Raw genomic sequence first — 13,745 nt, 5'->3', positions numbered from 1 at the left:
TGATCAGGAGTGCCGTTACAACCCGGCGATCTGGCCCGCCAGTCAGCATGCATCGCCGAAGCTGCGGGCCTTGATCGATTTTCTCAAAGCGCACTTACTGCCTGCGGGCGACTATCAGAAAATCTGAATGAACACCCAGTACAGCGATCCCGACAGCAGGATCGCCGCTGGCAGGGTCAATACCCAGGCCATGGCCAGATTGCGCAGTGTCCTTAGTTGCAGGCCCGAGCCGTTGGCGACCATGGAGCCGGCCACCCCGGATGACAATACATGCGTGGTCGAAACCGGCAGGCCATACATGTCCGCTGCGCCGATGGTCATCATCGCCACGACTTCTGCAGAGGCGCCCTGGGCATAGGTCATGTGGGTCTTGCCGATCTTTTCGCCGACCGTCACCACGATCCGTCGCCAGCCCACCAGCGTGCCCAGACCCAGCGCGATGGCCACCGCGATCTTGACCCAGGTTGGAATAAACCGCGTGGCACTGTCGATCTGGTCCTTGAACAGTTTGAGTTTGTCCTGAGTGTCAGCGTCGAAATTGCCGACCTTGTTTTTTTCCATCAGGCGGATGGTTTCCGAGGTCAGGTACATGTCATTACGCACGTTAGCGACTGCTTCGGCGGGGACTTTGGACAGCGAGCCATAACCTTTGACCTGGATGCCGATCTTGCCCGCCATCACCGCCAGGGCCGGAATCAACTCGGGAGTTTCCTGCTTGCTGACCAGGTACTGTGAAAGTGTCTGGCGTGGATCAGCCGGGGCGGGCAGTGGCGCGTTACGGGTCAGCGCCTGTTGAGTGACTTCGGCTACGGCGGCAAATTGAATGGATTGATCGGCGGGCATGGTGCGGTTCAACGCGTAAGCCATCGGCAAGGTGCCGACCAGAATCAGCATGATCAAGCCCATGCCTTTTTGCCCGTCGTTCGAGCCGTGAGCGAAGGAGACGCCGGTGCAGGTCACGATCAGCATGCCGCGAATCCACCACGGCGGAGGCGAGTTGCCTTCTGGCGCTTTATAGAGCGCACGGTTCTTGATGAACGCGCGCATTGCCAGCAGTAGCAACGCGGCACAGCCGAAGCCCACCAAAGGTGAAAGCAGTAGCGAGTAACCGATTTTGGTCGCCTGTGACCAATCCACACCGCTGGTGCCATCGCGACCGTGCATCAAGGCATTGGCAATGCCGACGCCGATGATCGAGCCAATCAATGTGTGAGAAGACGAGGCGGGCAGGCCCAGCCACCAAGTGCCAAGGTTCCAGATAATCGCGGCAATCAGCAACGCGAAGATCATCGCAAACCCCGCGCCGGAGCCGACCTGCAAGATCAGTTCAACCGGCAGCAAGGCGATGATGCCGAACGCCACTGCACCGCTGGAAAACAGCACACCGAGAAAGTTGAAAAGCCCTGACCAGGCCACTGCAAATCCTGGCGGCAGAGAGTGGGTATAAATCACCGTCGCGACGGCGTTGGCGGTGTCGTGGAAACCGTTGACGAATTCGAACCCCAGGGCGATCAACAACGCTACGCCCAACAATAGAAACGGCGTCCAGGTGGTCACCACGGTGCCCATATCGTCCACGTCTTGCTTGAGGCTATAGGCGGTGAACAGCAAACCCGTGGCAAGAATGGCGAAGAAAATCACCATCGTCAGGGTGCTGGGTTTGCGGTGCAGTTGGGGTTTTGAGGCGTTGCCCTGTTCGAAGGCGTCCGGGGCCAGTGTGCTGATAGCCATGGTGCGTGATCCTGCTGAAGAATGGATTCGCCCATGTTCATTACAAAATGTTACCGAGATGCTACACAGGTCAACGATCGTTCGATTAATCAGGGGTTTCGGATGATTGGCACACCGCTGAATTGAAATGCTTTCTCTGTAGGAGCTGCCGAAGGCTGCGATTGAATGTTCATGACACACCGCCTCGCAGCCTTCGGCAGCTCCTACAGTGATCCTGTTTACAGCACCTGACTCCACCCCTCAGGCCCGCTTTTTGCTCATTTCACTGAACCCTTTCTCCAATTCACTGCCTCACTCCTCATCATTTAACTCACTGGCGGGCACTACCCATGCGTACTCTCGAATTAGCGGATAAACAGGTCCCGGTTATCGGCCAGGGTACCTGGCATATGGGGGAGCGCCAGGACCTGCGTTCGGCCGAGATTCGCGCACTGTGCCAGGGCATCGAACTGGGGATGAGCCTGATCGACACCGCAGAGATGTACGCTGACGGTACCGCCGAACACATCGTCGGCGAGGCCATTGCCGGGCAGCGCGATAAAGTCTTCGTAGTGAGCAAGGTTTATCCGCATAACGCCAGCCGACAAGGCATCCCGGCGGCTTGTGAACGCAGCCTCAAGCGGATGAAGACCGACTACATCGATCTTTACCTGCTGCACTGGCCGGGTTCTTACCCTCTGGAAGAAACCGTCGAGGCGTTCGAGCGTCTGCGTGAAGAAGGCAAGATCGGCCGTTGGGGCGTATCGAACTTTGACGTGCCCGACATGCTGGAGCTGGGCAACCCTGCGTGCGCTACCAATCAGGTGCTGTACAACCCGGAAGACCGTGCCATCGAGTTTGACCTGTTGCCTTGGGCGCATGCCAACAACCTGCCCATCATGGCGTACTGCCCGATTGGCCAGGGCCAGGCGGGGAACCTCCTGCACCATCCGGCGCTGCACGAAATCGCTTTGCGTCACAATGCGACGGCGGCGCAGATCAGCCTTGCGTGGGTATTGCGTCAGAGCAACATGATCGCGATCCCCAAGGCCGTCACTCCCAAACACATCGAGCTCAACGCTGCCGCAGCTGAGCTAGTCCTCACTGCGCAGGACCTTGCCGACATCGACAGAGCCTGGCCAGTGCCGAGTCGCAAAATGCCGTTGGCGATGGTTTAAAGCCCGAGCGATCAGCTTCAGTTGGGAAGAGGTCGGTACAGCCGATGCATTTTGTATCGTCAGGAATATCGCCTTCCCGGATAAATCCGGTCCCACAGGATCGTGTTGAACCTGTGGGAGCGAATTTATTCGCGAAGAGGCCGTTACATCTATAGTTTCTTTGTCGTCAGAAATGCCGTCGTCCCAGATGAAGCCGGTCCCATGGGAATGATCGAGAATGCAACAAATCTGCAACAACAGCTTGCCATGATGCGCACTTCGTCCCTTTGCCATGGACCCGGCGCATCTCGGCCAGCGAGCATTCATGAACCAAAGCATCGTGCAGAACCACCAGGATTCAGACCTGTTCGGCCTGCTTTACGGTTTCAGTTTCAAGCCTGGAGAAAGCGGCAGGGAAATCGGTTCTGCTGCCGCACTGCACTGCCTGGATTCCAGCCAGGACAGTGAAGAGTTCATCTGGCTGCATCTGAATCTGGCCCATGCGGCCTGTGAGCGCTGGATGAAAACCCATCTGCGCCTGCCGGACGAGTTCTTCGAAGCGCTGCACGAAGGCTCCCGCTCGACCCGTATCGAACATGTGGATTCCGCGCTGCTGGCGGTGGTCAACGATGTGGTCTTCGACTTCAACATGTTGTCGACCGACATTTCGACGTTGTGGGTCTGTACTCACCACAATCTGCTGATCACTGCCCGGCTGCATCCTTTGCGTTCGGTGGACAAGTTGCGTTCTTCTGTCAAACGTGGCGAGCGGTTTCGTTCGCCCCTTGAGCTGTTGGTGCACCTGCTTCGTGATCAGGGCGAAGTGCTGACGCAGTTTCTGCGCAAGACCAGTTTGAGTGTCGACAAGATCGAAGATCAGTTGCTGTCGCAACGCTTGAGCAATAACCGCTCGGAGCTGGGCGCGATGCGCCGGGTGTTGGTGCGTCTGCAACGTCTGTTGGCGCTGGAACCTGGTTCGCTGATGCGCTTGTTGCATCGTCCGCCTGACTGGTTGCTGGAAGCTGACGTGCAGGAGTTGCGGCAATCCACGGAGGAGTCGGCTTTGGTGATCAGCGATCTGGTGGCGTTGGGGGAGCGCATCAAGTTGCTGCAGGAGGAGATCGCCGCGAACCTTAACGAGCAGAGCAGCCGTACGCTGTTTACGCTAACGGTGGTGACTGTGCTGGCGCTGCCGATCAACATCGTTGCGGGTTTCTTCGGGATGAACGTCGGCGGTATTCCGCTGGCGAGTGATCCGGAGGGGTTCTGGGTGTTGGTTGCGCTGGTGGCGACGTTTACGTTGATTGCGGGGCGGTGGGCGTTTCGCAAGAATCGGGATCAGGGGTAATGGGGGGCGCTTTCGCGCGTTAGGTGGTTTTGAGTACATATCCGTTACTTAGGTGTTCTGGAATTATGGTTCCGCCCTTACGGCGGGTCACTTTTGGCAAACGCCCCAAAAGTAACCAAAAAGTCTGTGCCCCCACCACTCGGCACCTCGCTGTCGCTCGGTGTACCCGCCCGCAGATCCTGAACCGTGGGCCGCCGCAATGGGCCATCCATGGCCCGGTGCGGCTAACCCGGCGTCCTGCCGGGTTACCCACGCTTCAGAATCTGCGTTCGGCCAGCGTGGTTTGACGGGGCGCCTCAGATCAAAATCGAAAGCGCGGCGGCCTGACAGCCGACCTGATTTGCGAATTTGCCGGGCTTCTGTAGGAGCTGCCGAAGGCTGCGAAGCGGTGTGTCAGACGACGTCTGTGTTCGCTGTGCTGGCGTCTCGCGAACAAGTTCGCTCCTACCGGGCCGAGGCGATCCTGCCGTATTCGCTATGCTTTTGATCTGCTTTTGATTTTAGGCGCCCCGTCAAACCACGCTGGCCGAACGCAGATTCTGAAGCGTGGGCAACCCGGCAAGGATGCCGGGTTAGCCGCATTGGGCCATGGATGGCCCGTTGCGGCGGCCCACGGTTCAGGATCTGTGGGCGGGCATGCCGAGCCTAGGCGAGGCACCAAGTGGTGGGGCAAGAGCCTTTTGGTTACTTTTGGCTGGGCCGGCTTCCGGCCCCAAAAGTGACGCGCTGTAAAAGCGCAACCAATATTCGCATCACCGCGGTAACGGATATGTACACAAGCCGCAACACTCAGGGCTTAGGCGCCGAGCCGCTACTCTCCCAACCTCCACCCAACGCCAGAAACAGATCAATCTGCCCCATCGCCACCTGCGTATTGGCTGTCGCCAACTGCGCCCGCACATCCGTATAAGTCCGGGTCGCCTGCAAATCAGCCAGAAACGAAGCCCGTCCGGCCTTGAAGAAACGATGCGTCTGATCCGCCGCCTGCTCAGCCGACTGCGCTGCATCGGTCAGCGCATCACGGCGTTGCAACAGCGCCGTATATTGCGCCAGACCGGTCTGGGTTTCCCGGATAGCATTCAGCACCACACCATCAAAGCGCGCCAATGCCGCCTGACTCGACGCCTCAGCCTGATGAATCCGGGCACGGGAACCATTCGACGGGATAGTCCAATTGATCAACGGACCAAACCCCCAACGATTCGCCACCGGCTTGCCAAGATTCTCCACCAGACCAATAGTCGCCACCGTCGCGCCAATACTGATGTCCGGATACAACTCACCCGTCGCCACACCGATTTCAGCGGTCGATGCCGCCAGACGCCGTTCTGCCTGACGTACATCCGGGCGACGCTTGAGCAGCGCTGCGCCATCGCCCACCGGCATGACCTGCGCGATATGCGGCAACTCATTACAGGTGCTGACACCTTCCGGTAATTGATCCAGCGGTTTGGCCAGCAGCATCGACAAACGATACAGACCGGTCTGACGCAAGGCCTCGTAACGCGGCAGTTCAGCACTCAAGGATTTGAACTGAGTTTCCGAGCGCGTCACCTGGGTTTCGTCACCACGGCCCGCATCGCGCAGACGCTGGGTCAGGCTGACGCTCTGCTTTTGCAGGTTCAGCGATTCCATGGCGATGTCGTGTTCTTCGTTGGCCGCGCAGACTTGGGTGTAGGCGCGAACCACGTCAGCTACCAATGTGATACGTGCGGTATCGGCCGCAGCCTGCGCAGCGTCGACATTGGCGCTGGCCGCTTCGATGCCTCGTTGCAGCGTGCCGAACAAATCGAACTGGTACGACGTGGTAATGCCTACATCACCCACGTTGCCCACCGGGACTTTCTCGGTCAGCAAGAAGGCTTCACCGGATTCCTGAAGACGCTGGGCGCCGGCCTTTGCGCTGGTGGTAAAACCGCCTGCGGCTTCTGCCTCTGAAGTCTGATAACGCGCGCGTTGCAGGTTGGCCGCAGCGATGCGCAGGTCGGTATTGGAGGCCATCGCCTGCTGCACCAGTTGATCCAGGCGCGGATCCTGATACAGACGCCACCAGTCAGCAGGCACGGGCGCAGAAATCGTGTTGACCGACTCTCCGGCCAATTCGCCTTGCAGGTCCGGGCGATTGATCGCGGCGTCCTTGGGCAGTTTGTAGTCGGGACCAACCATCTGACACGCCGACAGCAGCAAGCCAAGCCCGACCGTTGCCGTCAGGCGCGTAAGGTGTGTCATTTGCCAGGCTCCTCTGTGTGAATCGCCTGACTGTCTTCGATGATCGATACCGTGGCCGTACGCCCCGCGATCATGCGGAAGTTGTCCGGCACTTCGTCGAAGGCGATGCGCACTGGAATGCGCTGGGCCAGGCGTACCCAACTGAACGCCGGGTTGACGTTGGGCAACAGGTTGGAGCCACTGGTGCGGTCACGGTCTTCGATGCCGGCGACGATGCTCACCACGTGACCACGCAGGCGGGCGTTGTCGCCGATCACCCGAATGTCCACGCTCTGGCCAATATGAATGCCATCGAGCTTGGTTTCTTCGAAGTAGCCATCAATGTGGAAGGACGCGTTATCCACCACTGACAGGACAGGTCGGCCAGCGGTGACGAACTCGTGAGAGCGCGGTGCCCGGTCGTTGAGGTAGCCGTCCACGGGGCTGCGAATCACTGAGCGATCCAGGTTCAGTTGCGCGGCATCCACCGCGACTTGTGATTCCTGCAACGCCGACAGCGCGCGAGCTTCCCGGGACTGGCTTTCTTCCAGTTGCTCACGGGCCACCAGATTGCCGAGGCCACGGTTACGCTTGTTCTCGCGGCGGGCCTGTTCCCAGGTTTCCTGACGCTCGGCAACTGTCGCTTTCGCCTGGCGCAGGGCCAGGCGGAAGCGGTCCTGGTCGATGGTGAACAGCACCTGGCCTTTGCTGACCAACTGGTTATCACCGACTTCGACCTTCTCGATCAGCCCGGACACGTCCGGCGCGATCTGCACGATGTCGGCGCGGATGTGACCGTCGCGGGTCCAGGGTGCGTACATGTAATACATGACCATGCGCCACACGACGATGGCAGCGAATGTCACAACCAGCAGAGTCAGGACCACGCGGCCCAAAGTAAGCAGAGGTTTTTTCATTTCATCAGGTATCGACTGAGAGTATCCACGGCGCCGAGCAACAAAGCGTATAGACCTACGTTGAACAATGCCCGGTGCCAGACCAGACGGTAGAAACGGGTGCGCGATAACACCGCGTGCACGCCGAGAAACAGCAAATAGGTAATGCCCATCAGCGCGAGAAACGTGGGCACGAAGACCCCGCTGATGTCCAGATCGCCAATCATAGGGACGCTCCGTCGAGGCCGTGGGGCGGTAGTGCTTCGGTTTCGGTAGCCGCGTTGACGATTTCCACGCCGGGCAACAATGCCAGGCGAAGGCCGCTCAGTGCGTGCAACAAATGCTGGCGGGCCGGATCCAGCCCCAGTGACTCAACACTCAGCGCACGGCGGGCGCGGTCCATGGTCATCAACATGCCTTTAGGCGCGGGCAGACGTTCGTTCGCTTTCAGGCAGGCCTGAAAGTGGCTGCCGACTTCTTCCACGACCTGACGCAACATTAACTGTTGTGCCGCATGCGCCCTGGGTAACCAGGCGAGCATGTCGAGCAGATTCAGCGCCACACGCAAATCACGCAGGGCGATGCCGGTGTCTTGCGCCGTGATGGTCAGCCGCGGCAGTTGCTGCATCAGACGATCAAGCATCTGCGCGCCCATGGCACGGTGCTCCGCCAGTGTGGCCGGTTCGCTCAGGGCCACAATGTCGCGCCAGCTGAAGCGGGTCAGGCGTTTGACGGCCAGCTCTACCCCAAACGGACGCATGATCAGGGTCCAGATAAAGGCAAACAGCAGACCTACCGGCCCCGCCAGATTCGAATTGATGAAGTTCAGAAAGTCCGCGTCGTAGGCGCTCTGAATGCTGACAAAGGACGAAGTGTTGACGATGGTCAGCAAGGTGCCGAGATAAAAGCGCGGCTGTACGGTCAGGGTGCCGACACAAATGAACGGCACTGCAAAGGCGAGCACCAGCATCGGAAAATCATGCAGGTTGGGCAAGACCACAAACAGGTAAAGACTGGCGAATAGCACGGACAGCATGGTCCAGAAAAAGAACCGGTAAATCTGCGGAGCCGGGTCATCCATTGCCGCGAAGAAGCTGCAGGACACGGCGGCCAGAGCCACGGCGGCTGCACCGTCTGTCCAGCCCAGCAGAATCCACAGCACCGAGGCAATGATGATCGCCAGCACCGAGGTCATCACCGAATAGAGCATCAGCCCGCGATCGAGAAACGGCGTGATGCGTGCCAGCCGCCAATGCCGGTAGACGGCGCGCCAGGGTGTCTGGTCGTCGGTCTTGATCGCGTGTTGCAAAGTGCGGCAGTCCTGCCACAAATCGATGAACTCACCCAGCCGATACAGAGCGTTGGACAGCAGCAACTGGCGGCGGTCGTCGAGCTGCGCTTCAGTCGGCTGCAGGTGCTCAAGTTCCAGATGCAAGGTTTGCCATTGTCCAGTCTGTAAGCCGCTGGCGGTATTTTCCAGCCAGGCGCGGGTCTCGATCAGTAGCGGCGCGAGGTCGGCGACCAGTTCCGGCGTGCGTCGCTCCAGGGCCCATAAGGCATCGTCCAGCGCATCAATCACCGGCAACAGGTGGATCATACGACCGCGCAGCTCTTTGGCATTGCGCACCGTTTGTTTGCTGGCGCCCTCATGGGGCAACTGGCCGATCATCAGTTCAAGGGTGTTAAAGGTGCCGACCATCGAGCTGCGCAGGGCGCCGACTTCCTCAGCACTCGTATTGCGCGCCAGAAAGCGATCGCTGTAGGCCGAGGCATCGGTAAACCATTTATCCGCCGCGCCCTGCATGACCGGCGCCAGCCGACGTGGCCAGAACATGCTGCCGACAACGGCCGCGCAGATGATGCCGAGGAAGATTTCTTCAGTACGGGACACGGCGATCTCGAACACCGCTTGCGGGTTGTCCACCACCGGGAAGGAAATCAGCGGCATGGTGTAGCCCGCCAGCATCAGCGCGTAGCTGTTGGCGGTGCGCAGATGCAACGACAAAAACAGCAATGTGCCGGTCCACAGGGCAATCACCACGGCCAGCAGAAACGGGGTCTGCACGAACATCGGCACGATGAATACCGAAGCCGCTGCGCCGGTCAGCGTACCCAGCGCGCGGTACAACGCTTTGGAACTGGTCGGACCCACGAACGGACTGGAAACGATATAGACCGTTGCCATCGCCCAGTACGGCCGCGGCATTTCCATCAGCAGGGCGATATACAGCGCCAGCATGGACGCGCCGAAGGTCCGGACGCCATAGAACCAGTCCCGCGCCGGGGGCACGCCTGCGAAGAAATCTTTCAAAGCGACCCCGTACTGTCTTGATTGGCGGCGTCGCTGAACGCCTTGAAGACCCGCAGGGTCGCTTCGAGGTCTTCTTTGGCGACGCCTTTGAGCACCTCACGACGCAAGCGCAGTAATTCGTCCTCGATGGCCAGCGCTACGACGCGACCATTTTCGGTGAGGCTCAGGGATTTCGCCCGACGATCTGACGGGTCTTCGGTGCGGCAAACGATGTCGGCGTTGCAGAGCTGGTCCAGCAGGCGGACGAGGGTGGGGCTTTCCATACCGGCGGCGTGTGCAACGGTGACCTGATTCACGCCATCACCCAGACGCAGAATCATCAACAGTGGAGCCGCGCAGGCTTCGGAAACGCCGTAACGCACCAAGGTGTTGTGGCAGATCCTGCGCCATTGGCGGGATGAGGCGACCATGCCGCTGCTGATGCTCATCTGCAGTGCATCAAGAGACATAACGGAACCGGGGGAATTAGTTAGCGAGGACATTGTTCGTGACAACATAATTAGCTTGCTAACTATAATCCTGTAACAAAGTCTTACAGTCAAGCCCGAATTGCCGAATGGCAGGGATGCTTTCCAGAGCCGGAGAAAGGGTAAAGAGGACGATAGCGACACGGGTAATTAAAAAAAGTGCCCGGCAAAGTAATTATTTTCATACCGCTCGTCGGCGATTAGTGAGAGTTTTTCGCCTGTCAAAGCGTGTTTCAGGGACGCTCGTCCAAAAAACTGACGTGGTTCACATTTTAGGGTTTGTAGATTTGATGGCCTCTCCAGGTCAGATGAGGGGGCGGGAAGGGGGATGATGAGTGATGCCTAAATAGTGGCTTTAGAAGTTGAGTGTTGTTTTATTGACGCCAATCCAGTGCCGTATCCCGTTCAGAAAAAAATCGATTCAGCCGATATGCCAGACGAAGCCATCGGGTAGCCAAAACGCCCGGTTTAGAGACCTTTGTCGGTGCGCTTGTCGCACCTTGTGAGCATGCAATGATCGACCTCGCCACCTGGAACCTTTCCATTCCTGTAGGCACTCCATCCGTCATTATCGATACCCCCAAGCTGGTTCAGGGTTATCAGGATGGTTATTTTCGTTCGGGCAATACTTTGTTCTTCTGGGCACCCGTGACGGGGTCCAAAACCGAGAACGCTAAATTTCCAAGGACGGAACTGCGAGAGACGACAGCGGACGGCAAGGTTTACAACTGGAAATATTCCCAGGCGGACAACTTCCTGCGTGCTGCACTCACGGTCAATCAAGTGCCTTCTACCGGCAAAATCGTCATCGGCCAGATTCACGCTTTCCAGAGCACCGAGCCGTTGCTCAAGGTGGAGTACCAGTTCAAGGAAAAACTGCAGACCGGCAATATCGTTGCCAAGTTTCGTCGTGGTCCGGACTCTGAAATCGAAGTGATCAACATTGCCTCAGGCGTGCCTTTGAACGAACGCTTCAGCTACAGCATCCATCTGACTCCGGCAGGCAATCTGTCAGTCAATGCGGCTGATTATGTGTGGAGTGCCAAGCTGGATGCAGGCTGGAAAGACAAGCTGCTGTACTTCAAGGCGGGTGTGTATACCCAGGACAACACTGGATATGCCACTGAAGGCGGGGCTGCAACGTTTTACAAGCTGATCATCAATCACGACAAGAAGGCGTAAGGGCAGGCTTGGTGGATATTCCACAGGGGATGCATAACCCCTGTGGGAGCGGTGCTTGCCCGCGATAGGAACACTGCGACTCTCAGCCAGACCGCATGTACCTTATCGCGGGCAAGCACCGCTCCCACAGGATCGGGCTAGATCAATCCATCCCAATCCCAAAGGTCGGGTTAACTCAATTCAAGCCCAGCTTGCCGCGCAGGGTCGACAGGTCTTCAGCCAGGGTGTTAACCGGGCCGACCAGTGCTTTGCGGTCGTTCTCTTTCACTTTGTCGTACGTTTCAAAACCGCCATCTTTGGTTTTGTACTTGGCCAGGATCTTGTCCACGGTCGCGAAGTTCTTGTCGACCTTGGCAGCGAACACCTTGTCGGACTTCTCGATTTGCGGACGGAACAGGTCGACGATTTTCTTCGCGCCGTCGATGTTGCCCTGGAAGTCATACAGGTCGGTGTGGCTGTAGCGGTCTTCTTCACCGGAGATCTTGGTCGCAGCGACTTCTTCCAGCAACGCAGCAGCACCGCCCACTACTTTTTCAGGCGGGAAGGTCAGACCGGCGACGCGGGTTTCCAGGTCTTTCACGTCGGCCATCAGCTTGTCAGCGATCGGACCCTGATCTTTAGTGGTGTTCTGCGAAAACAGTGCGTATTCCAGGCGGTGGAAGCCGGTGAAGTCTTCGGCATTCACGCCTGCTTCGTGGTCATCAACACGTGAGTCGATGGACGCATCAAGGTCGCTGAACAGTTCAGCCATTGGCTCGATTTCTTCATAGAACACGCGAGTGGGCGCATACAGCTTTTTGGCGGTAGCCAAGTCGCCTTTCTTCACTGCATCGGTGAACTTCTGAGTGTGGCTGACCAGTTCGCCGATCTGTTCGGTGACGTAGATCTTGTAATCCGAAACCGGCCCTACCAGGTCCAGCGGCGCGGTGGCGGCGAAGACCGGGGTCTGCAGCAGACCTGCGGTGAGCAGCAAAGCAAAAGGCAACTTCTTCATGGGACTCTTCCTGTTGAGGTGGCTTTTAAGGGGGAGCGATTACGCGGTTTTGGTCTCGGACCTGGCCGAAGCCTGAAGCAGTGAACGACCGATGAAGTCCTGGTCATTGACCACGCCGGGCAAGGTGAAGAAGTAGCCGCCGCCAACCGGCTTGAGGTACTCCTCCAGAGGCTCGCCATTGAGGCGGGTCTGTACGGTGATGAAGCCTTTTTCGAGATCGGACTGGTAACAGATGAACAGCAGGCCCATGTCGAGCTGACCGTTCTTGTTGACGCCGTTGGAGTAGTTGAACGGCCGGCGCAGAATCAGGTTGCGCTGGCTTTCAGCCGTGCGCGGGTTGGCCAGGCGGATGTGCGAATCCAGTTTGGTTTTCTTGCCGTGAGGGTCGGCAACGTAGTCCGGCACGTCGGTTTCAACCTTGCCGTCCATAGGCGCGCCGGTGGTTTTGACCCGGCCAAAAATGGCTTCCTGTTCCTGCAGCGGGGTGCGGTCCCAGCGCTCGACGAAATTGCGGATGATCCGCACCGCCTGGTAGCTGCCATTCACGGCCCAGGCCGGTTCGTCGCTGCCCGGCTGCACCCAGACTAGTTCGTTCATGGTCTTCTGGTTGTTGGAGTCCGGGTTGGCCGAACCGTCGCGGAAACCGAGGAAGTTACGGGCGCTTTCCGGTGGCTGGCCGGTTTTTTTCGGCGCTTGCGGCGGCACGGTGCCTTCCTGTTTCCAGCGCACCAGCAGCAGGTCTGGCAGGTTTTTCACGATGTCGCGCAGGGCGTGGATATTGCTGTCGGCACTGTTGGCGCAGAACTGAATGCTCAAGTCGCCGTGGCAGCTGTCTGCTTCCAGTGCATCGTTGGGGAAACCCACCATGCGGCTCAGACGCTTGGGCTTGACGCTTTCCAGGCCAAAGCGCTCGTCGAACAGCGAGTCGCCCACTGACACGGTGATGGTCAGGTTATCCGGGCTGACCACCGGGCCGAGGATGCCGGAATCTACCGGCGGCAACTTCGGATCGACCTGCGGTACCGTTCCGCCGGTCATCAGGAAGCTGATGCGCTCGTTCAGTGTGCGAAACAGACGCTCCAGATCTTCGCGGTCAGCGGCCAGCACATCGAAGGCCACCAGCATGCCGGACGCAGGGCGCGGATTGACGATCCCGGTCTGGTGAATGCCATGGAATTCATTGTGGTCAGCAGTCTTTTCGCTGTTCGGTGCTTCGGTGACTTGGGCCGGAGCCGCGGCCAATACGTTGCCGCTCAGGCTGCTGCCCGCCAATGCCGCACCGGCAGCGCCGAGGCCGAGCAGCACGCGACGGCGTTGTACGGATTGCGGGGCGTTGCTGTTGTCTGAGTCGTTCATGGCTAATCGTCTTTCTCGAAATCAGTTGTTTGGTGGATACCTGTGGGAGCGGTGCTTGCCCGCGATAAGCTTGACGCGGTTCACTTTAGGTCGCGTCGCCCTTATCGCGGGCAAGC

11 protein-coding genes are annotated in these 13,745 nt (G+C 58.6%); 3 read left to right on the top strand and 8 right to left on the bottom strand.

The window, feature by feature from the left end; genetic code table 11:
- Window positions 1-114: 114 nt before the first annotated feature.
- Window positions 115-1,731, bottom strand: a complete 1,617-nt coding sequence (locus EE949_RS07965) for an inorganic phosphate transporter (protein ID WP_122663813.1) — start codon at window positions 1,729-1,731, stop codon at window positions 115-117.
- Window positions 1,732-2,060: 329 nt separating this feature from the next.
- On the opposite strand from EE949_RS07965, the gene EE949_RS07960 reads away from it, so the two are divergent.
- Both EE949_RS07960 and EE949_RS07955 read left to right on the top strand, forming a co-directional pair.
- Window positions 2,061-2,888 carry an aldo/keto reductase gene (locus EE949_RS07960; protein WP_122663812.1) on the top strand — a complete coding sequence of 276 codons (828 nt, stop codon included), beginning with the start codon at window positions 2,061-2,063 and terminating at the stop codon, window positions 2,886-2,888.
- A 304-nt stretch (window positions 2,889-3,192) separates the two neighbouring features.
- Complete coding sequence (locus EE949_RS07955; protein ID WP_122663866.1) at window positions 3,193-4,215, top strand: transporter; 1,023 nt, start codon at window positions 3,193-3,195, stop codon at window positions 4,213-4,215.
- A gap of 789 nt (window positions 4,216-5,004) precedes the next feature.
- Here EE949_RS07955 and EE949_RS07940 read toward each other — a convergent pair.
- The 5 genes from EE949_RS07940 to EE949_RS07920 are packed head-to-tail and all read right to left on the bottom strand — an operon-like array spanning window position 5,005 to window position 10,079.
- Window positions 5,005-6,444 carry an efflux transporter outer membrane subunit gene (locus EE949_RS07940; protein WP_122663811.1) on the bottom strand — a complete coding sequence of 480 codons (1,440 nt, stop codon included), beginning with the start codon at window positions 6,442-6,444 and terminating at the stop codon, window positions 5,005-5,007.
- Window positions 6,441-7,340, bottom strand: a complete 900-nt coding sequence (locus EE949_RS07935) for an efflux RND transporter periplasmic adaptor subunit (RefSeq protein ID WP_122663810.1) — start codon at window positions 7,338-7,340, stop codon at window positions 6,441-6,443. The genes EE949_RS07940 and EE949_RS07935 overlap by 4 nt, the downstream gene beginning before the upstream one ends.
- Window positions 7,337-7,546, bottom strand: a complete 210-nt coding sequence (locus EE949_RS07930; RefSeq protein WP_122663809.1) for a DUF1656 domain-containing protein — start codon at window positions 7,544-7,546, stop codon at window positions 7,337-7,339. Before EE949_RS07930 ends, EE949_RS07935 begins: the two co-directional genes overlap by 4 nt.
- A complete protein-coding gene (locus tag EE949_RS07925; RefSeq protein ID WP_162874704.1) occupies window positions 7,543-9,630 on the bottom strand; it encodes an FUSC family protein in 2,088 nt (695 codons plus the stop codon). The genes EE949_RS07930 and EE949_RS07925 overlap by 4 nt, the downstream gene beginning before the upstream one ends.
- Window positions 9,627-10,079, bottom strand: coding sequence for a MarR family winged helix-turn-helix transcriptional regulator (locus tag EE949_RS07920; RefSeq protein WP_122663808.1), 453 nt, complete (start codon window positions 10,077-10,079; stop codon window positions 9,627-9,629). Before EE949_RS07920 ends, EE949_RS07925 begins: the two co-directional genes overlap by 4 nt.
- A 531-nt stretch (window positions 10,080-10,610) precedes the next feature.
- On the opposite strand from EE949_RS07920, the gene EE949_RS07915 reads away from it, so the two are divergent.
- Window positions 10,611-11,279: a polysaccharide lyase family 7 protein gene (locus tag EE949_RS07915; RefSeq protein WP_122663807.1), complete on the top strand. Its 669-nt coding sequence runs from the start codon at window positions 10,611-10,613 to the stop codon at window positions 11,277-11,279.
- A gap of 175 nt (window positions 11,280-11,454) precedes the next feature.
- On the opposite strand, the gene efeO is transcribed toward EE949_RS07915, so the two are convergent.
- Complete coding sequence (gene efeO, locus EE949_RS07910; protein WP_122663806.1) at window positions 11,455-12,273, bottom strand: iron uptake system protein EfeO; 819 nt, start codon at window positions 12,271-12,273, stop codon at window positions 11,455-11,457.
- A 39-nt stretch (window positions 12,274-12,312) separates the two neighbouring features.
- Window positions 12,313-13,629 carry an iron uptake transporter deferrochelatase/peroxidase subunit gene (gene efeB, locus EE949_RS07905; protein ID WP_122663805.1) on the bottom strand — a complete coding sequence of 439 codons (1,317 nt, stop codon included), beginning with the start codon at window positions 13,627-13,629 and terminating at the stop codon, window positions 12,313-12,315.
- Window positions 13,630-13,745: the final 116 nt, after the last annotated feature.

This window comes from Pseudomonas viridiflava (assembly GCF_900602065.1).
In the GTDB taxonomy this organism is placed as follows: domain Bacteria; phylum Pseudomonadota; class Gammaproteobacteria; order Pseudomonadales; family Pseudomonadaceae; genus Aquipseudomonas.
The sequence above is the reverse complement of the archived record's forward strand: the minus strand, read 5'-3'. Positions and strand labels throughout refer to the sequence as shown.